This window comes from Rhizobium sp. CG5, from assembly GCF_023701945.1.
Taxonomy (GTDB): Bacteria; Pseudomonadota; Alphaproteobacteria; order Rhizobiales; family Rhizobiaceae; genus Allorhizobium.
Genome location: NZ_JABAEF010000011.1, coordinates 130876 through 157169, shown reverse-complemented (window position 1 = coordinate 157169; position 26294 = coordinate 130876). Strand labels below are relative to the sequence as shown.

Below are 26294 nucleotides of genomic sequence, written 5' to 3'. Positions count from 1 at the left end.
GACGACATGACCAGCAATATCGACATCGCCACCATCGTGGTCGAAGATCACCGTATCCCAAGCGACACGTCCGGCATCGAACTCCATATCCGCAACAAGCACCCCGCCGGGATGAGCCGGTTTGCGCCGGAAACGACCATCGTCATGGTGCATGGGGCGACCTATTCTTCGGGAAGCCTCTACGATGTTCCGCTCGGCGGGTTCTCGTTCATGGACTATCTTGCGTCCGAGGGATTCGATGTGTTCGCGGTCGATGTCCGCGGCTATGGCAAGTCCTCGCGGCCGGAGCTTATGGAGATGGATCCGGCTTTGAGCCCGCCGATCATCGGCACCGATGTCGGCGTTCGTGACTTTGGCGCGGCGGTGGACTTCGTCCTTCGGCATCGCGGTCTTGCCAAGGTCAACGTGTTTGCCATGTCCTGGGGTGGCACCGTGACCGGAGCCTACACCGCCGCCAATCCCGACAAGGTCTTGAAGCTGGTTGTTCTCGCCCCGCAATGGCTGAGCGAAAAGCCGATTCCGCTTGATATGGGCGGCGATCTGACCGCCTATCGGCTGGTGCCGGTCATGAATACCCTGCAGCGTTGGCTGGGCACTGCACCCGAACATGCGCGCGCAACCATCATTCCGGAGGGATGGTTCGAGCAATGGGCGGCGGCGACGCTGGCGGACGATCCGTGGAGCGAAGCCAGGGAACCCGGCAAGTTGCGAGCGACCAATGGTCCCATCCAGGATATCAGGGACTACTGGCGTGCAGGCAAACCTTATTACAAACCGTCGGACATTCAGGTCCCGGTATTGCTGTTGCATGGCGAGTGGGACATCGATGTCCCGATCGATCTTGCGCTGGCCTATTTTCAGGAACTGACCTCGGCGCCGAACCGGATCTGGATCGAGATCGGCGAGGCCACCCATATGGCGCTTCTGGAGAAGAACCGGATGCGCGCCTTTCGCGCCATCTCCGCCTTCTTCCGGGAGGCTTATGCGCCCGAATAAACGCCTTGCTCTCTGTCAGAAGCCGCTTTCGAGCGGCTTTTTTTTGTTTTGGTGCGGGCGGCAACTTGAGTGTCTCGAGGTATGAATTCAGTCGATCGGTGTGATCGCGAGAAGCAATTTCAGCGACCTGGGGCGACCCGGTAAATCAGGCTTATCGAAGATCGAAAGGAGCACATCATGATCTCTCGTATACTCCTCGCTACCGTCGCCGCCGTCGCCCTCTTGACCTCCTCTACTGCCTTTGCCGGAAATACATCGCCGCTTTCCGGCAAGAGCGAGATCCGGTTCACTGCGGACAAGAACTATGCCGAAAGCATGAGCTGGTCTGCCAGGCAGAACCGCTTCTTCGTTGGATCGGTCACCCATGGCACGATCGGCACGGTGTCACCCGATGGGGCATACAAGCCGTTCGTCACCGACGAAACGCTTGTCTCGACAGTCGGGATCCTCGTCGACGACGCCCGCAACACGCTCTGGGCTGCAAACTCGGATCCGGGTGCGGGAACCCGAACGACCCCCGCGACGCAGGGCAAGCTCGCAGGCGTTGCCAAATACGACGCGACCACGGGACAGCGTCTTGCCTACTACGACCTGGGCGCTCTCAGCGGGGGGCCGCATTTCGCCAACGATCTGGCGCTGGACGAGCAAGGCAATGCCTTTGTCACCGACAGCTTCGCCCCGGTCATTTACAAGATCGACGCTGCGGGCAAGGCGATCATCTTTGCTCAGAGCCCTCTGTTCAAGGACGCTGACGGCTTCAATATCAACGGCATCGCCTATCACGAAGGAGGCTATCTCCTGGTCGGCAAATACAATTCCGGCGAGCTGTTCAAGGTCAGTATTGCCGATCCAACCGACGTGCAGAAGGTGAAGCTGCCCGAACCAATCAAGGGTGCCGACGGGTTCCATCTGTTCGACGGGAAACACCTGTTCGTCGCCGTCAATCTCGGTGCGGACAAGACGGTCGAGCTTGTGTCCGGTGACAATTGGAAAACCGCGACGATCGCCCGTGACGTCAAAAGCACGGCGTCCATGCCAACCGCGCCGACACGGGTCGGCGACGATGTCTGGGTGTTGAACTCGCGCCTCGACACGCTTTTCGACCCGAAGGCGGACAAGGTCAGTGACGCTGTGTTGCAGAAGTTCTGACAAGCCATCATCGGGGCCGATGCAAGTGTGCGTCGGCCCTGACATTAGCGGGTCGTCGTCTTGGCGACCTCCATGACCAGCTTGCGAAGCCACATATGCGCCGGATCGGTTCGCATTTTGGGATGCCAGAACAGGTTCATGCTGAAAATCGACAGGGCAAGCGGCGGTGCGAACAGGTCGAGCGTGTCCTCGAACCTTTGCAGAAACCGCCGAGGCAGGGTGCAGATGCAGTCCGTGCTGGACAGCACCAGCGGCGCAAGCGCGTAGCTCTGGATCGACACCGACACGCGACGTTCACGCCCGGCTTCGGCAAGCGCATCGTCGATCATGCCAGAGAAATGGCCGCCGCTGGTCGAAATCAGAAGGTGGTCCGCATCGCAGAATTCCTCGAGGGTTATGGCCTCTGATCCGCGCGGATGGCCACGCCGCTGAGCGGTCACGAACTCCTCCTGGAAAAGGGTCTGAGCGATCAGATCGGGAGCAGCGTCTTCCGCGGCACCGACGAACAGATCGACATCTCCGTTCTCCAGATGTTCGGCAATCCGTGCCTTGTCCGGCAATGTGAAGGCGATTTTGGCGAGCGGCGCGCGGGCCTGAAACAGAGGAATGAGGTCGGGTGCGAGGATGGCAGCAGGATTGTCGGTGGCGGCGATGCGGAAGATCCGTTTGCTTGTCGCAGGATCGAAGAGATGGGCTGTATTGACGAAGTCGTTGAACCGTTCGAGCAGGCGCCCCAGTTCAGGCTCCAGAGCCGCTGCGTGTGGCGTGGCGATCATTCCCCGCCCAGAGGCCGCTGGTATGAACAGCGGATCGTTCAGCAGCTGGCGCAATCTCGTCAGCCGTGCCGACAAGGCCGACTGCGTGATGTTCAGCCGGGCTGCAGCATGCGTAACGTTTTTGTCCTTCAGCAGGGCGTCGAGGGTCAGCATAAGACCGGCATCGAAATCAGAAATGCGTTTGTTCAAGGGCATGCTCCCTATGCGCTCTCAACGCGACACCGTGCTAGCCGCCCAACGCCGATGTTTATGCTGCTGCGTCTATTCATCCGGCGCAGTGTATGTTTCCACGACCCGCTTACGTGTATCGGCTCTGTATGGCGAGAAGCAAGGGTTCGTTGCATGCCAAACGGCATGCAATCCTGGCTGACAATCTACGCCAAACGGTTGTGCAGCAACAATCCTGTCGTTCTCTCGATTTGGTGTTGAAGGCTTTTCGGAGAGCGTGCTTGGGGAGTGACGATGTCCCCGGCGTCGTAATCCTGGAGATAGACAAAGCGCCAAGGATTGAAATCCACCGGGTTGAAAAGGCCTTCAGGTTTCTATCTCGCAATGGCGTAAATATACCTTGCCTACCACCAAATCCGTAACCTGCATTTCCATCACACCACCGAATTCGTTCGCCCATTGCACAGATCGTGTCATCCCTTCATAGTTGTATGCGTATGTGGGTGGATAGCGATGCTTCGAAGGAAATACGATGCGAAGGTGACACGAGAACTCGCGGTGATGAGGATCGTGTTTCCATTGATCGGTTTAGTTGCCTGCGTGGCTATCCTTGGTTTTTATCTGTGGCGGCTCCAGCATTTTGAGCGTTCCGTTGCAACGGTTGAAGCCGTTTGGGACGAAGACGTAAATCGTCGCGGGACGACCATCGTGACGATGGCAGAGCTATCTTTCTCAAGGACTGCGCCCACTGGGGAGGCTATTGCTTGTAGGCACCAGTTTGAGATTGGCACGCCTCGTGACGGTTTTAACGTCGGAGATAAGCTCGACATTGTACCAGCGACTGGAACTTGCCAGAGGGTCGACATCCTTGGCCGAAGCGGTGTGAGCCCTTAGACTTTCGCGACGACTACTCTGTGTATCAGCGTCCCGAATAATCCCACGGCAGAAGCTCATCGATGCGCCTCTGCCTGTGACCGGTGACGATGGCGGTGAGCGTGGCGTTCAGATAGGCGAAGGGATCAACCGAATTAAGCTTGCACGTTTCGATGAGCGAAGCGACGGTCGCCCAGTTCTCGGCTCCCGCATCTTGTCAGCGGCGCCACGGGGCGGCCGTTCCAGACGCCTTTCGCCAAGCCGCCGGGAGAAGGTCTGTCTTCCGCCACCGTCAACCTTCTCTGGGGCTTCGCCAATCTCGTCATCGCCTATCTTCTCGTCTGGAAGGTCGGTGAATGCTCGTTGGCCAATCTTGCCGACGCTTTTGCGCTGGGATTGGGCATCCTGCTGATGGGTGTGTTTTTCCGCGCGGCACTTCGGCCGCTTTCATGGCGGCAACGACCCCGAACGCCCATGAGCGGCTCGCTCGCCAATCCGTTCCGGTCGCTCCGGCATCGCAACTCCCGCATCTGGGCGGCCGGCGCGCTGGTATCCAATATCGGCACATGGGTGCAGCAAACGGCACAGGACTGGCTGGTCTTCACGGAACTGACCCAGCATGACGCCTCGACCGTCGGCATCGTGATGGGGCTGCAATTCGCTTGCCGTCGGCGCGGCATCCGGCTTCGCGGCCGCCCTGGTCGGCCTTTACGCAATGGACCGGAAAATCACCCGCAGCGAAGCGCCGCCGGACGCGGTCTGACGCCGCAATGCCCCAGAAGGAACGACCGGCTGCGCTCCCAATAGCGAAATCGGCGGCGACTCCGGTCGATTTACAGAAACGCCGCGCGTGGAATCGGATTGGGTTCTCCGCCGATCAGCGAGGCTGATGTTTAGGCTCAGGACTCATTCATCGAGCCAGTAGCAGCACGCTGCCTCAAAGCCCTTTGTCAGGATCAGAGGGTCGAGAGGATCAGCGCGTTCCGCTCGTCACGGCTGAAGTCGTGTTCGGGCGTCTGGAGCAATGACAGAAGCAAACACCGGGGCAGAGTGACCGCTTTCGGGTGCATGGATCCTTTAGCCACCGGTCGCACAGGGCCTCGTTCGACAAGTCGGGCATCGCTGTTCAGAGCTTATCAACCCACTTGACTAGCATGTTACATGTTACATATAACGTCGGCCGGGACTGGAGGACTAGCAATGGATACCGAAAAGGCGCTCCGCATCGTGCAGCCGCAGCCGTTGACGGCGCTCGTCACCGAGCGCCTGCGGCAGGCTATTATCGACGGCGAGTTTCACCTCGGCGAAAGCATGTCGGAGGATCGTCTGGCGGCCCTTTTCGGGGTGAGCCGAAGCCCGGTCCGCGAGGCGCTGAAGGCACTTGAATTCGCCGGTCTGGTCGAAGTGCGCCCGAAACGCGGCAGCTTCATCTTCGATCCCTCGATCGAAGATGTGGAAGAGCTTTGCGAGTTCCGCCTGATCACCGAAACACAGGCCTGCATCCTGTCCATGCGCCGTTCGGCCGACCCATTCACGGCATCCCTCCAGGCCATCGTCGATGCCATGGCCGAGGCCCTGGCGACGGGTGACGACCGCGGCTATGCGCGGGCCGACACCGCCTATCACAAAAGCTTCTTTGCCTTTTGCGGCAATCGCCTGGTGCAGGATTCCTACCAATTGGCCGAGGCACGGATCGCTACCATCCGCACCATCCTGACGGCGCCGAACAAGGAGCAGCGGGAGCTGAGCTTTTCCGAGCATCGCCTGATCCTGGAGGCGCTGCGCAAGCGCGACTGGGATCGGTTCAACGAACTGATGGGTGAGCATGTCGGCCGCACGATGCGCGGTGTGCGCAAGATTCTTTCGAACAAGGACGGGGTAATCAAGTGATGCGCAACCAGGCACTGGCTCTCCGCGAGCTTCTGAATGCTCGCCGGATTGTTGCGGCGCCCGGTGCGCCGGACGCCTTCACCGCCAGGCTTGTCGCGCAGGCCGGCTTTCCCGCCGTCTACATGACCGGGTTTGGCGCTACCGCGATGCGGCTCGGTCAACCCGATATCGGCCTTCTGACCTTAAGCGAAATGGCGGAACAGGCACGCAACATGGTGCGCGCGGTCGACATTCCGGTGATCGCCGATGCCGATACCGGTTATGGCGGTGTCTCCAACATCACGCGCACGGTCGAGGAATATGTTCAAGCCGGTGTCGCGGCGCTTCATCTCGAAGACCAGGTCGCGCCAAAGCGTTGCGGTCAGCTCGCCGGCATCAAACTCGTGGATGCGACGGAGGCGGCGGCGCGCCTTAGGGCCGCGGTCGCGGCAAGGGCAGAGCACCCCCTCCTCGTCATAGGCCGCACGGACGCCTTGCCCTCGCTCGGCGCGGCGGAAGCGATCGACCGCGCCAAGCGTTATCAGGATAGCGGAGTCGATCTGGTCTTCGTCGACGGTATAAAAACCGTCGCCGAGGTCGAAGCCGTGGCGCGCGGTCTTGAGGGGCCGAAAGTGGTTTCGATCGTCGATGGCAACGAGACCACCGCGCTGACGCGCTTGGACCTCGAGGCCATGGGGTTTACGGTGGTCTTCTATGCCGTCACCACCCTGTTTTCGGCAGCCCGTGCTGCCGCCGACGCGCTTGCCCATCTGGCGACGGCGGGGACGCCGGCAGGTGGCCCGCCGTCGATGAGCTACAGCGAATTTTCCAAGGTGGTCGGCCTGGCCGAGCATCAGGCTCTCGGCGACAGGTTCGGTGCATGAGCACCGCCTGCATCCTGATCACCGGCGGAGCCCGCGGCATCGGTCTTGCGGTGGCGCGAACCGTCATCGGGCTCGGACATCGCTGCGTGCTCTTGGATGCCGATGGCGACGCTCTTGCGGCAAGCCTGGCATCGCTTGGGGACCTGGCGCGCGGTGAGGTCGTCGATATCGCGGATACATCGTCGATCGAAAAGGGCCTCGGCGTTGCCGTCGGCGACTGGGCGCCGACCCATCTCGTCAACAATGCGGGCGTCCTTGGCCGCAAGATGGGATTCGACGAGATGGACGCCATCGAGATCGACCGGGTCCTCTCGGTCAACCTGCGCGGCCTGCTGCTGGTCACGTCGGCCTTCCTGAAGGCCAGGCGACCCCATGCGGATGCCGCCATCGTCAACATGGCGTCGATTGCCGGCTTCAACGGCGGTGCGCCGGGCCTGTCGGTCTATGGCGCCACGAAGGGCGCGGTGCTTGCGCTGACGCGTGCCATGGCGCGCGATCTGGCGCCGGCCATCCGCGTCAATGCCATCGCGCCGGGCATTATCGAAACAGACATGCAAAGGGGGGTGTTCGCCTCGGAGGCTGCCATGAACGAGGTCGTGGCCGCTATTCCGCAAAAGAGGCTGGGCTCGCCCGCCGATGTTGCCGAGGCGGCCGGCTGGCTGCTCTTCGGCGCGCCTTATACCACGGGAGAGACAATCCGCGTTTCGGGAGGACGGATTTGAAACAGGCAATAGATCTTTTATTCAAGGGGCTGGACTGGCTCCTGGTCCTGCTGCTCGCCGGCATGACCGTCATGGTGTTCGGCAATGTCGTGCTGCGCTACGGCTTTCAGTCGGGTATCGACATTTCGGAGGAAATGTCCCGCTTCTTCTTCGTCTGGCTGATTTTTCTCGGTTCGATTTCGGCCATGCGCCGCAATCTTCATATGGGATTCGACCTGCTGGTGGTCTCCGTCGGGCCGGGCGCGCGCCGCGTCCTGCTGGCCACCGCCAATGCGCTGGTCGTCGGCTGCTGCGTCCTGATCCTGTTCGGTACGGTGATGCAGTGGAAGGTCAATGCCACCAATATCGCGCCGGTGACCGGTCTGCCGATGAGCTGGCTATTCGGCGTCGTCGTGCCGATGAGCCTCTGTGTCGGACTGATGGCGGCCCAGCGGATGATCGGATACATGACGGGTCGCATCAACGATCTTCCCGAAAGCGTCGGGGAGATCCACGAATGAGCCTGGTCATCTTCCTCGTCACGCTCGGAGTGACGCTGGCCACCGGCGTTCCCGTCGCATTCGCCCTCATCATCTGTGCTGTCGCCATGGGCATCACGCTCGACATGTTCGACACGCAGATCATCACCCAGCGCCTTGTCGTCGGGGCCAACAGCTTTGCCCTGCTCGCCATTCCCTTCTTCCTGCTCGCCGGTGAGCTGATGAATGCCGGCGGCATGTCGAAGCGCATCATCGCCTTCGCGATGGCCTTTGTCGGCCATCTCCGCGGCGGCCTGGGGGTCGTGGCCATCTTCGCCGCCATCATCCTGGCCTCGCTGTCGGGCTCGGCGGCGGCAGACACAGCGGCGCTGATCGCCATTCTGTTGCCGATGATGCGGGCCGCCGGGCATGACGAAGCCCGTTCAGTGGGCCTTCTGGCCTCCGGCGGTATCATCGCGCCGATCATTCCGCCGTCGATCGCCTATATCATTCTTGGCGTCGCGACCAATCTGTCCATCACCCAGCTGTTCATGGCCGGTATCGTGCCCGGCATCATGATGGGTCTTGGCGCGCTGATCGCCTGGCTGATCGTCGCCCAGCGGGACAATGTCGCCCCTCTGCCGCGCCAGAGCTGGCCGCAACGCATCAAGGTTACCTATCAGGCGCTGTGGTCGCTCGGACTGCCGGTCATCATCCTGGGCGGCATCCGCTTCGGGGTCGTCACGCCGACCGAAGCGGCCGTCGTCGCCGCCGTCTATGCCCTGTTCGTCGGCATGTTCGTCTACCGCGAGCTGAAGGTCTCCCATCTGTTCGACGCGTTCCGCAATGCGGCGCTGACGACGTCCGTCGTCATGCTGCTCGCCGCAGCCGCGCTGGCAACCTCATGGTTCATCTCGATCGCCGACCTTTCGGGCATAGTGCTCAATATCGTCGAGCCACTCATCGGCCACCCCAAGCTGTTGATGTTCGTCATCATGCTTCTTGTGCTGGCCGTCGGCACCGCGCTCGACATGGGCCCGACCATCCTGATCCTCGCGCCGGTCCTGCTGCCGGTGGTCACCGCCGCCGGCATAGACCCGATCTATTTCGGCGTGCTGTTCGTCATCAACAACGCCATTGGCCTGGTGACACCGCCGGTCGGCATCGTGCTGTCGGTCGCCTCCGGCGTGTCCAATGTCTCGATGCACCGCGTCATGATGGGCGCCCTGCCATTCCTTGGCGCCCAGGTCTTCGTCATGTTCCTGCTCGTCATATTCCCCGAGCTGGTTCTAGCCCCAATGGCCTGGCTGCGCTGAGGCGGGGTCCGGTCAGTCCATCTGCACTTTGTCTTTCCAAGGGAGGAAATGAAAAGATGAAACGCTCCACCAATCTCATCGCGGTTTCGGCGCTTGCCCTGGCCACGGCCTTGTCGGCCGTGCCGGCTCGCGCCGAATATGGCAGCCACACCTTCAAGGTGTCGAACGGCGCTGCCGAAGACCACCCGGTTTCCGCCGGCATCAAGGGAATGTCCGCCTGCCTGGAAAAGGCGACGGACGGAAACATGAAGCTTCGTGGTTTCTATAACGGCCAGCTCGGCGATGACGCCGAAGCCACGCAGTCGGTGCGCTCCGGCTCGCTGGAAATGGTGGTGACGGGCGCGGCTGCGATCGGCGGTATCGAGCCGGCGATGAGCACGTTCGAACTGCCGTTCCTCTTCGCCAATGACGAAGAGGTGGACGCCATCATGACGGGGCCGTTCTTCGATTATGTGGCATCGAAAATGCCGGCGCACGACCTGATCCTGCTGTCGATCTGGGAAAACGGCTTCCGTAACGCCACCAATTCCAAGCGCCCGATCGCTGCCGTTTCCGACTTTCAGGGGCTGAATTTCCGGGTGATGCAGAACAACATCTTTCTCGACACCTTCCGCCGCCTTGGCTCCAACCCGGTTCCGATGGCCTTCGGCGAAGTGTTCACCGCGCTCGAAACCAAGGCGGTCGATGGGCAGGAAAACCCGCTTCCGCTCATTCAGGCGAGCCGGTTCTACGAGGTACAGAAGTATCTGACCCTGACGCGCCATGCCTATTCGCCGACGCCTGTGCTGATCTCCAAAATGGTGTGGGATAAACTCAATGCCGATGAACAGGCCTTGCTGAAGACCTGCGCCCAGGAGGGCCGTGTCGCCCAGATCGCTCGGTCGCGCGCGGCCGTGAACGAGGCCCTGGAAGAGCTGAAGGCACACGGCATGGAGGTATCCGAGCTGCCGGAAGCGGAAGTCGCCAAGCTGCGCGAAGTGGTCGCGCCCGTCTATGAAGCCGCGATCCAGACTGTCGGCCAGGAAAACCTCGACAAGCTGATGGCCGAACTGAAGGCCGTTCGCGGTCAATAACCGTGCCGCCCCGTCGCTTTCCAGGCGGCGGGGTATTTCTTCCAACCAGGTGAACCCATGTCCAGCCTCTCTCCAAACCAGACCGCCTGCATTGCCGCGCTCGTCGCGCATTTTCCATCCGCGACCTGCCTCGTCGGCGACGACATACCCGTTCGCAACGGGGCCGATACCAGCTTCCTGCCGGCGATCAGGCCGATTGCGCTTGTCAGGCCCAATACGCCCGAGGGCGTGGCGACCGCCATGCGCATCTGCTCGATGCATGGTGTTGCCGTCGTGCCGCAGGGCGGCCTGACGGGGCTTGCCGGTGGCGCCCATCCGATCGAAGGCGCGGTCGCCCTTTCCGTCGAGCGGCTGACCGGCATCGAGGAAATCGATCCGGCCGCAGCGACCATGACCGTCAGGGCAGGGACACCGCTCGAGGTGATCCAGATGGCGGCGCAGGAAGCGGGTTTCTTCGTGCCGCTCGACCTCGGCGCCCGCGGCAGCTGCGTCATCGGTGGCAATCTCGGCACGAATGCCGGCGGCAATCGCGTGATCCGCTATGGCATGGCGCGCGAGATGGTTCTGGGGCTTGAATATGTGCTGGCCGACGGCACGCTGGTGACCAGCCTCAACAAGATGATCAAGAACAATGCCGGCTACGACCTGAAACAGCTGTTCATCGGCTCCGAAGGGACGCTCGGCATCATCACCCGGACGGTCCTTCGGCTGCAGCCCCGTCCCGGATGCACGCTTGCTGCGCTGTGCGGCGTGGCAAGCTACGAACATGTCGTCTCGCTGCTCGGCGCCGCCCGGCGCGGTCTTGGCCCGCTGCTCTCTGCCTTCGAAGTGATGTGGCCCGACTATTGGAGGGAAGCGACCGAGACCGTCAAGGGCATCCGCAAGCCGATTGCCGGCGAACATGCCTTCTACGTTCTGCTGGAGGCGCAGGGTTTGTCGGAGGATGTCGACGGGCCGCGTTTCATGGAATGGCTGGAGACCCAGTTCGGGGCAGGCCTCATCGAGGACGCGGCGATTTCGCAGAGCATGGCGGACGTCACCATGTTCTGGCGCACACGGGATGCCGCCGGCGAGTTCCAGACCGTGCTCGGTCCGCACGTCGCCTTCGACATTGGCCTGCCTGTCGCCCGCATGGATGAATTTGCACAAATCTGCCGGGCGCGCCTCGCCGATGCGCTGCCCGACATGCTGTCGGTCTATTACGGTCATATCGGCGACGGCAACATTCACATCGTCGCGCTGCAGCGAGGAGCCTCGCCCCAACCATCCGCCGAGATCGCCCGCATCGTCTATGAAACCGTCCGGGAATTCGGGGGCACGGTCTCTGCCGAGCATGGCATTGGGACCGTCAAGAAGCCCTATCTGTCCTATACCCGGACACCGGAAGAACTTGCGCTGATGGCGACCCTGAAACGGGCGCTCGACCCTCAGGGCATCCTCAACCCCGGCAAGGTCTTCGACCTGCCGTCCGCTTGACACGGGCGGCCACGGCGATCTTTCGCCGCCGGCGTTCTTGAACACGGTTGTCTCGCCGGCGGAGGTTCTGCCCGTTTTTCTCCGCTGCCCAATTCAAAGAGGTCGGCGCGGTCTGCCCAACCCCGCTCCTGGTAACTCATGGAGGGGCCCAGGTGGTCACTGCGCCAGCCATTCCTCCAGCTCGGCTTCCGCCCGCTCGAGCGCGCTGTAGTTGAGCAGTTTGCGCAGTAGGGCGACGGTCACTGCGCGGGCCCGCAGATTGAACCGGCTTTCGTCATGGTCTTCAAGAGGCGCCTGGTAGACGCCGAGCTTTTCGTAGAGCTGCTGCAGCCGGTTCTGAACGCTGCGAAGCGACAGATTGCGGCGGCGTGCAATGGCGCGATCGGTAAGACCCAGCGCGATGTCGATGAGGATCTCATATTCGGTGTCGCTGAAGCCCTTGGCCTGGCCGAGGCTTTTCTGCTGCATGCCGCGCACTTCACGGTCGATGACGCATTGCGCCTCGACAAAGATGCTGCGCAGGGCAAGCCTCAACCGCTCGTCCGAGGCCGACTTCAGGACATAGCCATAGGCCGCACCGTCCGGGACGATGCGCGACACGCCGCGCACATAGGCTTCGTCGGAATAGTTGGACCAGAACAGGATGCGGGTATCGGGGCGCTCTTTCCAGATGGTGCGTGCTGCCTCGATGCCATTGCGATTGTTCATCTGCAGATCCATGACGATATGCGCGGATTTGTGGTCCCGTGCCAGCTTCTCACCGGCATTGCCGCTTTCGGCCTCGATCACCGTTTCACATTCCGGCAAGGCGGCGCACACCGCCTCATGCAGGTAGGAGCGGTGGAGGGGATCATCCTCGACAATGAGAACCTTCATGCATCGCTCCTCTGGTTCAAGATACGCCGGGCTCCGGCTGCGACCGGCAGATGGATGCCGACAACGGTGCCGATCGTGTCGTGTCCGGCGCTGATCGAAAATTTGGCCGAGATCAGCCGCGCCCGGGTCTTCATGTTGTCGATGCCGCCGCCATTGCGCCGCCGCCGTTTCTCGATGCCGATGCCGTCGTCGCCGACCTGGATCGAAATGCCACCGCCGACCTCGCGCATCCGCACCGTGATCCGGCCGGCCTGGGAGTGCCGCACGGCATTGTTGATCGCTTCCTGGATGATGCGAAACAGGGCCACGCAGACGGTCTGGTCGAGACTGTCGATGACGCCGTCGGTCTCGTCGACCAGTTCCGTCAGGATCGACAGACCGCTGTCGCGCACCGAGCGGTCGAGGTGGTTTTCAACGGCTTGCACAAAACCGAACAGCTGCAGCACGGAGGGCTTGGCCTCCTCGATAATCTGTCTCAGGTCCTGCATGCAATGCTGCAGCCCGCGCGCCAGCGGCTCCAGGGCTTCGCCGGGCACCTCCGTCTCGTGCGCCAGCCGTTCCAGCCGGCGCGACAGGCGCGTCAGATCGGCCAGCGTCTGGTCGTGCAGGTCCATGCCGATGCGCTGCCGCTCTCGCTCCAGCGCTTCGGTAAGATTCAGCGCACCGAGCCGCAGGCCCTCCTCGCGGGCCCGGGCCTCGGCCTCGACGATCGCCGAGCGCTGCGCCTGCTCGGCGGCCCTGAGCGCAAAGAAATAGGGCGACAGCAGGTCGGCGATCGAATGCGCATTGGCGATGTCGTCCATGGTGTAAGCAGCGGTCTCATGGGAGGAGCAACTGAGCGCACCGATCACGTCACCCTCCACTTTCAAGGGCACATGGATGCGGCTGCGCAGATCCTGGTCGAAGACCGGGCGCACGAAGGCGCCTTCGAAATTGAAGCGCGGATCGCGGCAAGCGTCGTCCGTCAGGATATGCGTGACCTCGCCCCAGAGCAGGGTGCGGATCGGGCTGCCCGACACAAGCGCCGGCGGGTGGGTGCTCCAGGCGGTCTCCAGCCCGGTTTCATAGGCCGTATGGTATTTGCCGCCGTGCATGATGATGCAGACGTCGAGGTGATCGTGGGGAATGATATGGGAGATTTCCTTGGCCACAGCCCGGATGGCCGAGCGGAACTCGAGCTGACCGGCCAGAAGGCGCGATATGCCGAGATAATGGTCGAGCAGCGCTGTGGGCGCCATCTTCAGCATGGTGATGTTCTCCTCCCCGTGGCGTCCGCTGCCTCCACAGCTATAACCCAGGTCTCCTCTTATCCCTACTAAGCGCCGAGCGGCGCGTCACGTCCTGCGTGATCCCGCACCATCTACAGCACAAACCGCAAAGTCGCTGCCTTGAAGTTCCTATACAATCTCCTTCTTCTATATCATCCTGTCCCGGCTGAGAGGAGGAAGCTCGGCAGTTCACAAAAAGGCGCATCCGCCCGCCACGGGCAGGATGACAGGATCCGGTCCGATGAGGCTGGATCAACAGGGAGAGAGAGATGACATTCCATAAGGTGCTTCTGGCATCGGCCGCGCTTGCGTTCGCCGTCATGCCGATCCAGGCCATGGCCGAAACCTCGGCCAAGAAGATTGCATTGTCCAACAACTATGCCGGCAACTCCTGGCGCCAGGCCATGTTGACCAGCTGGGAAAAGGTGACCGGCGAAGCCGTCAAGTCCGGCATCGTCGCGGCAGCCGACCCGTTCACGACGGCCGAAAACCAGGCGACCGAACAGGCCGCCCAGATCCAGAACATGATCCTGCAGGGTTATGATGCGATCGTCATCAATGCCGCTTCGCCGACGGCGCTGAACGGCGCGGTCAAGGAAGCCTGCGACGCCGGCATTACCGTCGTGTCGTTCGACGGCATCGTCACCGAGCCCTGCGCCTGGCGCATCGCCGTCAACTTCAAGGAAATGGGCCGCAGCCAGATCGAATACCTGTCGAAGAAGATCCCGGCCGGCGGCAATGTGCTGGAAATCCGCGGTCTGGCCGGCGTCTTCGTCGATGACGAGATCTCGGCCGGCATTCACGAGGGCGTCAAGCAATTCCCGCAGTTCAAGATCGTCGGCTCCGTGCATGGCGACTGGGCGCAGGACGTGGCGCAGAAGGCCGTTGCCGGCATCCTGCCGAGCCTGCCCGAAATCGCCGCCGTGGCAACCCAGGGTGGAGACGGCTATGGTGCGGCGCAGGCCTTTGCCGCCGCCAAGCGGCCCATGCCGACCATCGTCATGGGCAACCGCCAGGACGAGCTGAAATGGTGGAAGGAACAGAAGGACGCCAACGGCTACGAGACCATGTCGGTGTCGATCGCGCCTGGTGTGTCGACGCTGGCCTTCTGGGTCGCCCAGCAGATCCTCGACGGCAAGGACGTCAAGAAGGACCTGGTCGTGCCGTTCCTCAGCATCAGCCAGGATACGCTTGATGCCAGCCTGGCGACGACCCAGGAAGGCGGCGTGGCCAATGTCGAATATTCCCAGGCCGACGCCGAGAAAGTCATCGCTGAAGCGAAGTGACATCCTCCCTGCGGTTCCGCCCTCCTTCGGGAGCGGCGGGACCGTTTCTCCTGCGGGAACAGACAGCATGACAGACAAGGCCCAGCGGCACCCAGTGATCGAGGTCACCGATGCCAAAGTTCACTTCGGCGCGGTCAAGGCGCTCGACGGTGTGACGATCCGGATTGAAGCCGGCGAATGCATCGGCCTGGTCGGCCATAACGGCGCCGGCAAATCGACGATCGTCAACGTCATCAATGGCGGGCTGACGCCGCAGTCGGGCACGATCAGCTGCCATGGCCAGCCTGTGCCCGGCTACGCCATCGCCTCTGCCCGCGCCAAAGGCGTACGCTGCGTTTTCCAGGAACTGTCGCTCTGCCCCAACCTGACGGTGATCGAAAACACCCGCGTCATGCACCGGTCCCTGACCGGCTGGGGTTGGCGCCGCCGGGCGGCCGGCATCATCCGTGCCAAGCTCGACGAGATTTTTCCCGGGCATGGCATAGATCCCGCGACTCCGGTCGGCGATCTCTCCATTTCGCAGCGGCAGATGGTCGAGATCGCCACGGCCTTCTCAACGGTGTCCCAGCCGGTGCGGCTTGTCATCCTCGACGAGCCGACCTCGTCGCTCGATGCCAGCCTTGCCACGCAACTGCTCGCCTATGTCAGGACATTTGTCGACAGTGGTGGGTCGGTGATTTTCATCTCGCATATTCTCGGCGAAATCCTGTCGGCCGCCGACCGCATCATCGTGATGAAGGACGGCCGGATCGTCACGGAGCGCCTAGCCGCGGAATTCGACGAACACAGCCTGGTCTCCGCCATGGGCAGCGTTGTCGCCGGCAGCAAGGCGGCAAAGCCGATGAGATCGACCGAAGCCCTCACGCCGCTGCTGGCGGCGCCACCCCGTCGTGGCAAGGGATTGCCCTTCAAAGCCTTCGCCGGGGAAATCGTCGGCCTGGCCGGGCTCGGCGGCCATGGCCAGACCGATGCGCTGGTCGATCTCTATCTGTCGCGCACCGGAAGCTGGTTCAACAGCCGCACGCCCGAGGTCTCCTTCATTGCCGGTGACCGGGCGCTGAACGGCGTATTCCCGCTGTGGAGCATTCTGAAGAACCTGTCGATCGCCCCTCTGCGGGATCTCGCCGGCCGCGCGGGCTTGCTGGACGAGCCGGCGGAAGCAGCGCTAGGGCAGGCGTGGAAAGACCGCATGGAAATCCGCACCCCCGATATCGGCAATTCCATCCTGTCGCTTTCGGGCGGCAACCAGCAGAAGGTGCTGTTCGGCCGGGCGCTGGCGACATCAGCCCCGACCATTCTGATGGACGATCCGATGCGCGGCGTCGATATCGGGACCAAGCAGGAGGTCTATGCCATCCTTCGGGCTGAAGCCGAAAAGGGCCGCACCTTCATCTGGTATTCGACTGAAATGGACGAGGTCTGCCTGTGCGACCGCGTCTATGTCTTCAACAATGGCGCCATCGTCGCGGAACTAAGGGGTGAGGATGTGACGGAGAAGAACATTCTCGCGGCGTCCTTCATGGGGGCAGCGGCATGAGGAAAATCCTGTCACCTGATACGATCCGGCTGATCATTCCGGCCCTGTCGCTGACGGTCCTGCTGATCGCCGTCTTCTACCTGCAGCCGCGCGCCATGAGCTATGTCGGTCTCAACCTGCTGTTCAATCTCGCCGTGCCGATTGCGCTGGCCACGATCGCCCAGATGCTGATCATGACGGTCAACGATCTCGACCTGTCGATGGGCACCTTCGTGAGCTTCGTCGCCTGTGTCGCGGCGACCTTCCTGCAGGCGACGCCCTTCCTCGGTATCCTCATTCTCTTAGGCGCCATCGCCACCTATGCGGCGCTTGGCGTGCTGATCCATATGCGCAACTTGCCCTCGATCGTTGTGACGCTCGGCATGAGCTTCGTCTGGGGCGGGCTGGCGGTGCTGATCCTGCCGGCGCCAGGCGGCCAGGCCCCGGAATGGGCGCGCGCCGTGATGATCTCCAAGCCACCTTTTGTGCCCATGGCGATCATTGCTAGCATCATCATCGCGGCGGTCTCGCATTTCCTGATCATGCGTTCCTCCTTCGGTGTGATCCTGCGCGGCGTCGGCGGCAATGCCCGCTCGGTGGAGCGGGCCGGCTGGTCGATCCTTGGCGCCCGCGCCGCGACCTATGGGCTGGCCGCCGTCTTTGCCATTCTTGCCGGTATTTCCCTTGTCGGCCTGACGACCTCGGCCGACGCCAATATCGCCCTGCGCTATACGCTGCTGTCGATCGCCGGTGTCATTCTCGGCGGCGGCGAGTTCACCGGCGGCCGCATCTCGCCGATCGGCGCCGTCATCGGCGCGCTGACCCTGACGCTGGCCGGCTCGTTCCTGTCCTTCCTGCGCATCTCGCCGGACTGGCAGATCGGTGCGCAAGGTGCGATCCTGATCGTCGTGCTGGGTCTGCGGCTACTGCTCAATCGGCTTGAAAGACGGAGTAAGCGCCCATGACCTTCCTTGGCTCTCTTACCCGCAAACCGTGGATCTGGTCCTGTGTCGCCGCCCTTGTCGTCTGGCTGACGACCATCCTGTTTACCGGCGGCGCCAGCACTGTCGGCCTTAGTCAGGCAGCCCTTACCTTTGCCGCCTTCTCCATCCTGGTCGGCGTGGGGCAGATGTTCGTCATCACCCTTGGTCCCGGCAATATCGATCTTAGTGTCCCGGCGACGATGACGCTGGCCGGGACGGTGGCGCTGAAATTCATGAATGTCGACAATTCGATGATCCTGCCCGGCCTTGCCGTGGCGATCGGCATCGGCATCGCGGTCGGCATCGGCAATTACGCGCTGATCAAGCTGCTGCAGATCCCGCCGATCATTGCCACCCTGTCGATGAGCTTCATCGTCCAGTCGACGGCCATCTGGACCAATCGTGGTCTGCGGATCAAGCCGCCCGAGGCGCTTGCCAATTTCACGACGGAAACGACCGCCGGCATTCCCAATGTCGCTCTTGTGGCGCTGGTTCTGTCCGTGCTGGCTTTCGTTCTGCTGCAGAAAACCGTCTACGGCCGCTGGATCGCCGCCATCGGCCAGAATATCCGCGCGGCGCGCATGGCCGGAATCCCGGTTGATGGCACGCGCTTTGTCACCTATATCCTGTGCGCCGTATTGGCGGCCCTCTGCGGTTATCTGTTGGCGAGCTTTTCCGGCGGTGCGGCCCTCAACATGGGCTCGGAATATCTGCTGATGTCGATCGCCGTCGTCGTCATCGGCGGCACGGCGGTGGCCGGCGGCGACAGCAACGTGCCGGGCATCTGGGGCGCATCGCTCTTCATGTTCCTGGTGGTGTCCATGCTCAACACCTATGGCGCCGGAGCCGGCATTCGCCTTGTCATGACAGGCCTCATCATCATCGCCGTCATCGTCGTTGCCGGTGGTCGAAATCCAAACCAACGCTGAATTGCGGATCATGCCCATGCCCGAATCCCCCTTGTATGAAATCCATGACCCGCGGTTCAGAGCGCTGATCGTCGAAAGTGCCGCCCTTGAGGAACTGCATTCCGGCTGCCGCTGGGCCGAAGGCCCGGTCTGGTTCGATGACGCGCAGCAGCTTCTGTGGAGCGACATTCCCAACCAGCGCATGCTGCGCTGGACGCCGGATGGACAGGTTTCGGTCTATCGCTACCCTTCAAATTTTGCCAACGGCCACACCCGCGACCGGCAGGGCCGCCTCGTCTCCTGCGAACACGGCACGCGCCGCGTCACGCGGACCGAACCGGATGGCACGGTGACCATGCTGGCCGATAGCTTTGAGGGCAAGCGGCTGAATTCTCCAAACGACGTGGTCGTGCATTCCGATGGCAGCATCTGGTTCACCGATCCGACCTACGGCATCCTGTCGGACTACGAGGGCTACAAAACAGCACCGGAACTGGCGACCCGCAATGTCTACCGGCTGGACGCGGTCTCGGGCGCTTTGACGGCCGTTGTCAGTGATTTCCTGCAGCCGAACGGACTGGCCTTTTCGCCGGATGAAAGCAGGCTCTACATTGCCGACAGCGGCGCCAGCCATGACGACACCGCCCCCCGCCATATCCGTGTCTTTGAGGTCGAGCAGGGCGGCACGCTGATAAACGGCCGGGTCTTCTGCCATATTGACAAGGGCATACCGGACGGCCTGCGTGTCGATGTCGATGGCAATGTCTGGTCCAGCGCCGCCGACGGGGTGCACTGCTTTGCCGCGGACGGCACGCTGATCGGCAAGATCCTGGTGCCGCAGGTGGTCGCCAACCTGACCTTCGGCGGTCCCCGCCGCAATCGCCTGTTTATCACCGCGACACAGTCGCTTTATTCCATCTACGTCACGGTCGCCGGGGCGAGCCGGCCTTAGACAGTGATCTAGCCTGGTCTTCCGGAGCCCTCCGGTAGCAGCCGTTTCAGGATCTGATCGGCGTCGGCATCGCCAAGCGGAACCGGTGCTTCCGGCTTTCCATCTGTAAGCGCCGGCCTTCCGACGGCAATCGGCAGGGCATCGAGGCGCGTGCAGGATCCCGTGTCGTCGAATTGCATGCGGATCGCCGCGCTGCGCCAGACGTCAACACCCCTAGCGTCATAGGTCAGAGGGCGGCGCGTGTGGAACACGAAATTGCCGAGGCCGGGGATAATGGGTCGTTCCCGGTAAAAGGTAACCGGCTGCATGACGGGAGCGCCGGTGCCCAGAATGAAACTCGCGCCCTTGTCGATCAGGCGCCGACCGAGATCGGTAAGCCAGGCGGGTGTCTGCGTCCAGTCCGCATCCCAGTGATGATTGTGCAGGGCTATGCCAACCAGATGGCCGGCCAGCCGGGCGTTTCGAATGCCGGCAACAAGTCGCTCAAGGTCGGCGGCGTTGGGCGCCCAGTCGGCACCGGTGGCGTCCCCCTGCTGGACTTTGGTGCCGAAGACATCCAATCCGCTATCGGTCTGCGCCTGGTAGCCAACCGCCGAGCGCGCCGCGGACCGACGGTCATCGCCAAGGGCCTCTATGATCTGTTGAAGGCGATGGAAATCGGCAGGCGTCACCGTCACCGTCCGGTGCATCCGCAAGGGGGCAATGCCGGCGCGATCCGGCGCGGCATAGACGATCTCGGGCTGGGGCCCGAGATCCACCGAAAACAGGGCAAGCGAGCCGGCCGGGCTCGCTACAACAGCCGGAGCGGCCGCCGCATCGATCGTATCGCCGCTGCCGGCAAGCGCCAGTCCGTGCGCCTGCGCTGCCCGTCGCGTTGCCGCCATGCCGGGCGGTCCGAGATCGAAAGCGTGATTGTTGGCATGCGCCAGCCCATGAAAACCGAGCTCGCGCAGCGACGCAAGCGCTGCGGCGCTGGCCAGATGCAGCGTCTTCGTCTTGGTCGGCCAGCTGCCTGCCGTCTCGACCGTCGCTTCCAGATTGGCAACCGCCACGTCGGCTGCCAGAAACGACCGCACGGCCTCAGCGCCACGGGATGTGAGGTCGAGCGGTTCGTGCAGCAGGATCTGTCCCGTGACGGCAATCGAAATCGGCATGGTTCTGCTACTTCGCCTGTGGCTTCAATGGTGTCAGGCTATCCTGCCCGACGATGGGCAGCAGGATGGCCGACGGATGGGCAGCGTCGCAGAACACGCTGTTGCGGGCAACCTTGGCTGTTCGACCGTAGCCCTCCGGTGCAAACGTGTTCGGATTGACGTCGTATTTCGGAAAATTCGACGAGGCGATATCGACCCGGATCCGATGGCCCCTGGCAAACCGGTTGGCCGTCGCGAAAGGTTCGATCACCACCCGAAACACCTCGCCCGGTGTGATCGGTTCCGGCTTGGACCAGGAATTGCGATAGCGGCAGCGGATGATTCCGTCGGTGATATTGAGCGCATAACCGGCCGGATAGTCCTCGCTGGGCGGATAGACATCGACGAGTTTCGCCGTGAAATCGGTATCCAGCGCATCGGAGGAAACGAAAAGCTCGACACTGATGGGGCCCGCGACGACCATGTCTTCCAAAAGCGGCTCGGTTTCGAACGAAAGCACGTCGGCACGCGCGGACAGCGGCAGGCCTGGATTGTCCGAGCCGAAAAACTGGTCCGCCTCGCGCTGGTCGAAGCCGCCGCCCTCGAAAATCGGCTGGCCGCTGGTCAGCGAGCCGCCAATGCTCGGCACCGGGTGCTTCGGATCATAGTCATAGGTCAGCGGCGGCACATCGCCCGCTGGCGAAACCTCGGAAAGCTGCCGGTTACCATGCAGGTGGAAGCGGCGTATCACGGTGCCGGGCAGTGGCCAGTCGCTGGCCGAGATCCAATGGCCGCCATGGTCGAGGCGGCCATCGCCATTGCGCCGCCCCGAGCCTCCGCCCATGACGAAGGCTCGGACCACCGGATCGTCGCCGGTATCGACCTGCGCGTCCTTCAGGAAACGGTCGAACCAGCTGCGGCGAAACCCGAGCCAGGTTTCCATCACATTGCCGCCAAGCGGCGCTTCGGCGCCGAAAGAAACATCGCCGGCAAAGGTCGTATTCCGGTTGCCGTGCAGCCATGGCCCCATGATCAGTCGCAGCGGCCGATCCGGATGGCCGGATAGGCCGCGATAGTTGTCGAGCGTCGATTTCACATAGGCATCGTACCAGCTCGACATCAATACGATCGGCACCTGAGGGAAGGTGTCGTAATAGCCCTCCATATAGAGGCCGACGCGACGCCAGCTGTCGTCGAAGCTGCCGCTGCGCCACTGATCGAGCAGATAGCTCTCGTAGTCGGGCGCGGCGCGCAAGGGCGACACTCCCTCGCTCCAGGGCATGGCCTTGAACCAGGCTTGGATGTTTTCCGCCTCGATCGCCGCGCGGGTGATGCCCTTGCTGGCTTCGCGGGCATTGTTATAGGCCCAGGTCGCCTGTTTCAGCTCGAACGCCCCGCCCTGGCGGATGCCGCATTGAAAGGCGTTGGAAAACCCGCCGGAATCCATGACCATGCAGGCGAGACCGGGCGGATTGAGGCAGGCAAGCGCAGCTTGCGTATGGGCTGCATAAGACAGGCCCATCGTTCCGAATGTGCCGTTCGACCACGGCTGCTCGATCAGCCAGCTTGCCGTATCGTAGCCGTCCTCGGCCTCGGAGATATATTTGCTGAATTGCCCCTCGGAATTGTAGCGTCCACGGCAATCCTGATAGATCACCACATAACCGGCCCGCACGAAAAAGGTGGCCACCTCCTCGCGTTTGAGCGGAGCGGCCATGCCGATCTCGATTTCCGAGCGCGAACGTTCCGCTTTGCCATAGGGGGTGCGCTCCATGATGACAGGCAAGCGCCCCGCAATCGCGACGCCGGCCACTGCCGGACGATAGATATCGGTCGCCAGCTGCACGCCGTCGCGCATTCGTACCATGACGTCCCGCTCGACAATCACGTCGTCGGTGATCGCCTCGAAGCGTGTGGCCTTAAGGGTCTTCATTGCCTGTTCCTTGGATGCTCTGCGATGCCATGGCGGCGGCGCAAGACGCGCGCCGCCGCTGGTTTCCCCGTTTATTATTTGGCCAGCGTGGTCAGGGTGGCGCTTGTGTCTTCCGTCATGTTGGCGACATAGGACAGGTTCGCCTTGCCGGCCCAATGGACCTTCTGCCAGTAGAGCGGAATGACAGGCGTATCCTCGAACACCATCTTGGTTGCCTGCTGCAGCCGTTCGATGCGCTTGGTTTCATCGAACTCGCCGACGGCCGTGCGCATCAGATCGTCAAACGCCGGATTGCTGTAGCGCGTGCGGTTGAAAGAGCCGGTGCCGGCCTCCTTGTTGTTGGTCATCAGCAGATTGCGCAGACCGGTCGCAGAGGTCGGCGTCGAATTGCCGAGCGAGAAGACAAAGGCGCTGAATTCCTGCGCCGATGCCGCTTTGGTGTAGACGTTGTAGGGCTGGGCCACGACACCGTTCACCTTGAGGCCACCGCGGGCAAACATCTGGCCGAGGGCCTGGGCAATTTCGGAATCGCCCGGGAAACGATCGTTTGACGTATGCAGGGTAATGCCGAAGCCATCAGGATAACCGGCCTGCGCCAACAGCGCCTTGGCACCTTCGGCATCAAACGCCGGGGTCGGGATCGAGGGATCATTGCCGGCGACGCCGGTTGGAACCAACTGACCGGCCGGTTCGGCAGAACCGTCGAGAATACGGTCGATGATCAGCTGGCGATTGACGAGCTTCGACAGAGCAGCTCGGACGTTCTTGTCCTTGAGCGGGTTCTTCTCGAGGGGTTTGCCGTCCTTGTCGGTGACGAAGGGCGTCACGTCGCGGGCGCTGTCGAGGGCCATATAGATCATGCGTGCCGAGGCGATGGAGAAGACCTTCAGCCCCTCGATGCCTTCGATCGTCTTGATGTCGCCCGGCGGCACGGCATCGATCAGATCGACGGCTCCGGAGCGCAAGGCCGCAACACGCGAGGCGTCATTGGAGATGAACTTGACGGTGACGGTGTCGAAATCCTGCTTCTGGCCCCAGAAGCTTTCATTGCGGGTCAACGTCAGGTTGTCACCGGGCGTCCAGGATTTGAACTTGTAGGCGCCCGTGCCGATCGCCGCCTTGCCGCTGTTGAAATCCTCGATCGTGGCGGTTTCGGCCGCCTTCTTCTGAACGATATAGACGAAACCGATCTGCTCGATGAAATCCGGTGCCGGCTTCTTGGTCTTGAACTCGACGGTCAGGGTGTTGAGGGCCTTCATGCTGTCGATGGCGGCAACATTGCCCGAAAACGGCGCCGGGCTGTTGGGAATATCCTTGGCACGGGTCAGGGAGAAGATGACGTCCTCCGCGGTCAGCGGCGCACCGTCATGGAAGGTCACGCCATCCCGCAGCTTCACATGCCAGGTGAGCGGATCGATATTGGTCCAGGACACAGCCAAAGCCGGCTCGATATGAATCTGGGCATCGGTCTGCACCAGACGGTCGAAAACCTGCATCGCGATGTTCTGATTGTTGCCAGTCCGCGAGAACTGCGGATCGATTGCCGATGGTTCGGTGGAGCTGCCGATCGTCAGGTCGGCGGCCTGAGCACTCAGCGCAATCAGCGTGCTGGCGGCAGTGGTGAGAAGAAATGAGCGGATGTTCATAGGTCTGTTCCCTTCTTTGTTATGGTGACCGGCTGGACCGGCAGTGTGGTGGTTGGTGCAGGTATCGGATCGTTGAGATGGCAGGCGCTGACATGTCCCGGTCCCGTCGCCTGAAGACGCGGACGCTCGACGCGGCAGCGATCGAACGCCATCGGACAGCGCGGATGGAAATGGCAACCGGCGGGGGGATGAAGCGGCGACGGGATCTCGCCGCGGATCGGCGTGAAAACCCGCTTGCGATCACCGATCTCCGGCAGTTCCCGGATCAAGGCCTCGGTATAGGGATGCTTCGGCGCGGCGAAGAGGTCGTCCGGCGCCGCACTTTCGACGATCCGGCCGAGATACATCACCACCACCCGATCGCAGATGTGCTTGACCACGCCAAGATCGTGACTGATGAACAGATAGGTCAGCCCGAATTCCTGCTTCAGATCCATGAACAGATTGAGGATCTGCGCCTGGATGGAGACATCGAGAGCGGCCACGGACTCATCGCAAACCAGAAGGTCCGGCCTCACCGCCAGCGCCCGGGCAATGCCGATGCGCTGTCTCTGGCCGCCGGAGAACTGGTGCGGATAGCGGTCGAGATAGGAGGGGTCGAGCCCGACCCGGCGGGTGATGTCCGCGACGTAGTCGCGCGTCTCGCGACGGGTCACCAGGCCATGCACCCGCGGTGCTTCGCCAATGAGGTCGATCACGCGCTTGCGCGGATTGAGGGTCGACATCGGATCCTGGAAAATCATCTGGGCGGCGAGCCGGGCGGCCCGCTTTTCCTCGCCTTTGAGAAGCGGCAGGGCGTTGCCCTTCCAGCGCACCTCTCCATCGCTGACCGGCATGATGCCGGCCATCATCCGCCCAAGCGTCGATTTTCCGCATCCGGATTCGCCGACCAGGCCGACAACTTCGCCCGGCATGACGGACAGATCGACGTCATCGACCGCATGCACCGTGCGGTCCTGCAGGTTGGCCCCCAGGGCGCGGGCGATCTTTTCGGCATAGTCCAGCTTGCGCGAAAAACGGCGGCTGACACTGACAGCCTCGATAAGCGGGGTCGTCATGCGGCCCTCCCTGCATGCGGATGGAAACAGCGCCACTCCCGGTCGGCCGCCTGCTCAAGGGCAGGTTCGGCCGCACAGACAGCGGTGGCGCGCGCGCAACGATCCCGGAACGAACAGCCGGAAGGTCTGTCGAGCGGCGAGGGGGCCATGCCGGGGATCGGCCGCAAAGGCTGGCCCCGCGGCACGGCTGCGGGCACCGCATTGAGGAGACCGGATGTGTAGGGATGGGCCGGGCGTGCCAGCACGCCATCAACCGGCCCCGCCTCGACGATCCGGCCGGCATACATGACCATGATCCGGTCTGCGAGGGCGGCGACCACACCGAGGTCGTGGCTGATCCAGATCAGCGCCATGCCGAACTCCTGGGCCAGCCGTTTGATCTCGAACAGGATCTGCGACTGAATTGTAACGTCAAGCGCGGTGGTCGGCTCGTCGGCGATGATCAGGTCGGGCCGATGCAGAAGCGCGATGGCGATCGCCACACGCTGCCGCATGCCGCCGGAAAACTGGTGCGGATAGGCATCCAGCCGTTCCTCCGGCGAAGGGATGCCGACCAGGCCCAGCGTATCGCGCGACCGGGCCCGCGCCTCGGCCCGTGAGACCGTTTCATGGGCCTGGATCGTCTCGATCATCTGCGTCCCGATCGACAACACCGGATTGAGCGTCATCATCGGATCCTGGAAGATCATCGCAATCCGCTTGCCGCGAATTTGCCGCATCGATCGGGAGGGCAGGTCCAAAAGATTCTGGCCATCGAACAGGATCTGGCCGGAGGCAACGCGTCCGGGCGGATCGACCAGGCCGAGGATCGAAAAGCCGGTGATGGATTTGCCCGAGCCGGATTCGCCGACCAGGCCGACGATCTCACGCTGGCCAACGGCAAAACTGACATCGTCGACCGCCTTGATGGTGCCGCGACGGGTGGTGAAATGGGTGGAGAGGTTCCTGACGTCGAGAATGGGTCTGGTCATCGCG

Annotated in this window: 23 protein-coding genes and 1 pseudogene; 15 read left to right on the top strand and 9 right to left on the bottom strand. The window is 62.5% G+C overall.

What is annotated here, in order from left to right:
• The first annotated feature begins 6 nt into the window (after nt 1–6).
• The gene (locus tag HGO38_RS18750) at nt 7–996 is read left to right on the top strand and encodes an alpha/beta hydrolase (protein WP_250957434.1); all 990 of its coding nucleotides are present in this window, start codon (nt 7–9) and stop codon (nt 994–996) included.
• Nucleotides 997–1173: 177 nt separating this feature from the next.
• Nucleotides 1174–2145 carry a hypothetical protein gene (locus tag HGO38_RS18745; RefSeq protein WP_250957433.1) on the top strand — a complete coding sequence of 324 codons (972 nt, stop codon included), beginning with the start codon at nt 1174–1176 and terminating at the stop codon, nt 2143–2145.
• Nucleotides 2146–2189: 44 nt separating this feature from the next.
• On the opposite strand, the gene HGO38_RS18740 is transcribed toward HGO38_RS18745, so the two are convergent.
• Both HGO38_RS18740 and HGO38_RS18735 read right to left on the bottom strand, forming a co-directional pair.
• Nucleotides 2190–3110, bottom strand: a complete 921-nt coding sequence (locus HGO38_RS18740; RefSeq protein ID WP_250957432.1) for a LysR family transcriptional regulator — start codon at nt 3108–3110, stop codon at nt 2190–2192.
• 898 nt (nt 3111–4008) lie between these two features.
• Nucleotides 4009–4176: pseudogene (locus HGO38_RS18735) on the bottom strand (transposase domain-containing protein); the annotation flags it as partial.
• A gap of 260 nt (nt 4177–4436) precedes the next feature.
• Here HGO38_RS18735 and HGO38_RS31145 point away from each other — a divergent pair.
• The 8 genes from HGO38_RS31145 (at nt 4437) to HGO38_RS18690 (ending at nt 11760) form a co-directional block, all read left to right on the top strand.
• Entirely contained in the window at nt 4437–4769 is a 333-nt protein-coding gene (locus tag HGO38_RS31145; RefSeq protein ID WP_352230500.1) for a hypothetical protein, read from the top strand.
• A 393-nt stretch (nt 4770–5162) separates the two neighbouring features.
• Entirely contained in the window at nt 5163–5852 is a 690-nt protein-coding gene (locus tag HGO38_RS18720; protein WP_250957431.1) for a GntR family transcriptional regulator, read from the top strand.
• A complete protein-coding gene (locus HGO38_RS18715; RefSeq protein ID WP_250957430.1) occupies nt 5852–6715 on the top strand; it encodes an isocitrate lyase/PEP mutase family protein in 864 nt (287 codons plus the stop codon). Before HGO38_RS18720 ends, HGO38_RS18715 begins: the two co-directional genes overlap by 1 nt.
• Complete coding sequence (locus HGO38_RS18710) at nt 6712–7437, top strand: SDR family NAD(P)-dependent oxidoreductase (protein ID WP_250957429.1); 726 nt, start codon at nt 6712–6714, stop codon at nt 7435–7437. The genes HGO38_RS18715 and HGO38_RS18710 overlap by 4 nt, the downstream gene beginning before the upstream one ends.
• The gene (locus HGO38_RS18705; protein ID WP_250957428.1) at nt 7434–7937 is read left to right on the top strand and encodes a TRAP transporter small permease; all 504 of its coding nucleotides are present in this window, start codon (nt 7434–7436) and stop codon (nt 7935–7937) included. Before HGO38_RS18710 ends, HGO38_RS18705 begins: the two co-directional genes overlap by 4 nt.
• Nucleotides 7934–9211 carry a TRAP transporter large permease gene (locus tag HGO38_RS18700; protein ID WP_250957427.1) on the top strand — a complete coding sequence of 426 codons (1278 nt, stop codon included), beginning with the start codon at nt 7934–7936 and terminating at the stop codon, nt 9209–9211. Before HGO38_RS18705 ends, HGO38_RS18700 begins: the two co-directional genes overlap by 4 nt.
• Before the next feature lie 56 nt (nt 9212–9267).
• Nucleotides 9268–10284, top strand: coding sequence for a DctP family TRAP transporter solute-binding subunit (locus HGO38_RS18695; RefSeq protein WP_250957426.1), 1017 nt, complete (start codon nt 9268–9270; stop codon nt 10282–10284).
• 57 nt (nt 10285–10341) lie between these two features.
• Complete coding sequence (locus HGO38_RS18690) at nt 10342–11760, top strand: FAD-binding oxidoreductase (RefSeq protein ID WP_250957425.1); 1419 nt, start codon at nt 10342–10344, stop codon at nt 11758–11760.
• Between the two features lie 156 nt (nt 11761–11916).
• On the opposite strand, the gene HGO38_RS18685 is transcribed toward HGO38_RS18690, so the two are convergent.
• Nucleotides 11917–12636: a response regulator transcription factor gene (locus HGO38_RS18685; protein WP_250957424.1), complete on the bottom strand. Its 720-nt coding sequence runs from the start codon at nt 12634–12636 to the stop codon at nt 11917–11919.
• The gene (locus tag HGO38_RS18680; protein WP_250957423.1) at nt 12633–13883 is read right to left on the bottom strand and encodes a sensor histidine kinase; all 1251 of its coding nucleotides are present in this window, start codon (nt 13881–13883) and stop codon (nt 12633–12635) included. The genes HGO38_RS18685 and HGO38_RS18680 overlap by 4 nt, the downstream gene beginning before the upstream one ends.
• Before the next feature lie 290 nt (nt 13884–14173).
• Between HGO38_RS18680 and HGO38_RS18675 the strand changes: the two genes are divergently transcribed.
• The 5 genes from HGO38_RS18675 (at nt 14174) to HGO38_RS18655 (ending at nt 19549) form a co-directional block, all read left to right on the top strand.
• The gene (locus HGO38_RS18675) at nt 14174–15190 is read left to right on the top strand and encodes an ABC transporter substrate-binding protein (protein ID WP_250957422.1); all 1017 of its coding nucleotides are present in this window, start codon (nt 14174–14176) and stop codon (nt 15188–15190) included.
• A gap of 67 nt (nt 15191–15257) precedes the next feature.
• On the top strand, nt 15258–16727 hold the full coding sequence (locus tag HGO38_RS18670) for a sugar ABC transporter ATP-binding protein (protein ID WP_250957421.1): 1470 nt from the start codon (nt 15258–15260) through the stop codon (nt 16725–16727).
• Nucleotides 16724–17671, top strand: coding sequence for an ABC transporter permease (locus HGO38_RS18665; RefSeq protein ID WP_250957420.1), 948 nt, complete (start codon nt 16724–16726; stop codon nt 17669–17671). The genes HGO38_RS18670 and HGO38_RS18665 overlap by 4 nt, the downstream gene beginning before the upstream one ends.
• A complete protein-coding gene (locus HGO38_RS18660) occupies nt 17668–18618 on the top strand; it encodes an ABC transporter permease (protein ID WP_250957419.1) in 951 nt (316 codons plus the stop codon). The genes HGO38_RS18665 and HGO38_RS18660 overlap by 4 nt, the downstream gene beginning before the upstream one ends.
• Nucleotides 18619–18634: 16 nt before the next feature.
• Nucleotides 18635–19549 (top strand): SMP-30/gluconolactonase/LRE family protein, encoded by a 915-nt coding sequence (locus HGO38_RS18655; RefSeq protein ID WP_250957418.1) that lies wholly within the window; start codon nt 18635–18637, stop codon nt 19547–19549.
• 8 nt (nt 19550–19557) lie between these two features.
• Here the strand turns inward: HGO38_RS18655 and HGO38_RS18650 are convergent, their stop codons facing one another.
• The 5 genes from HGO38_RS18650 to HGO38_RS18630 all read right to left on the bottom strand — a co-directional run bounded on the left by HGO38_RS18650 (nt 19558) and on the right by HGO38_RS18630 (nt 26290).
• Nucleotides 19558–20703, bottom strand: coding sequence for a CapA family protein (locus HGO38_RS18650; protein ID WP_250957417.1), 1146 nt, complete (start codon nt 20701–20703; stop codon nt 19558–19560).
• A gap of 7 nt (nt 20704–20710) precedes the next feature.
• A complete protein-coding gene (locus HGO38_RS18645; protein WP_250957416.1) occupies nt 20711–22615 on the bottom strand; it encodes a CocE/NonD family hydrolase in 1905 nt (634 codons plus the stop codon).
• A 74-nt stretch (nt 22616–22689) separates the two neighbouring features.
• Entirely contained in the window at nt 22690–24261 is a 1572-nt protein-coding gene (locus tag HGO38_RS18640) for an ABC transporter substrate-binding protein (RefSeq protein ID WP_250957415.1), read from the bottom strand.
• Nucleotides 24258–25319, bottom strand: a complete 1062-nt coding sequence (locus HGO38_RS18635) for an ABC transporter ATP-binding protein (RefSeq protein ID WP_250957414.1) — start codon at nt 25317–25319, stop codon at nt 24258–24260. The genes HGO38_RS18640 and HGO38_RS18635 overlap by 4 nt, the downstream gene beginning before the upstream one ends.
• Nucleotides 25316–26290 (bottom strand): ABC transporter ATP-binding protein, encoded by a 975-nt coding sequence (locus HGO38_RS18630; RefSeq protein ID WP_250957413.1) that lies wholly within the window; start codon nt 26288–26290, stop codon nt 25316–25318. Before HGO38_RS18630 ends, HGO38_RS18635 begins: the two co-directional genes overlap by 4 nt.
• Nucleotides 26291–26294: the final 4 nt, after the last annotated feature.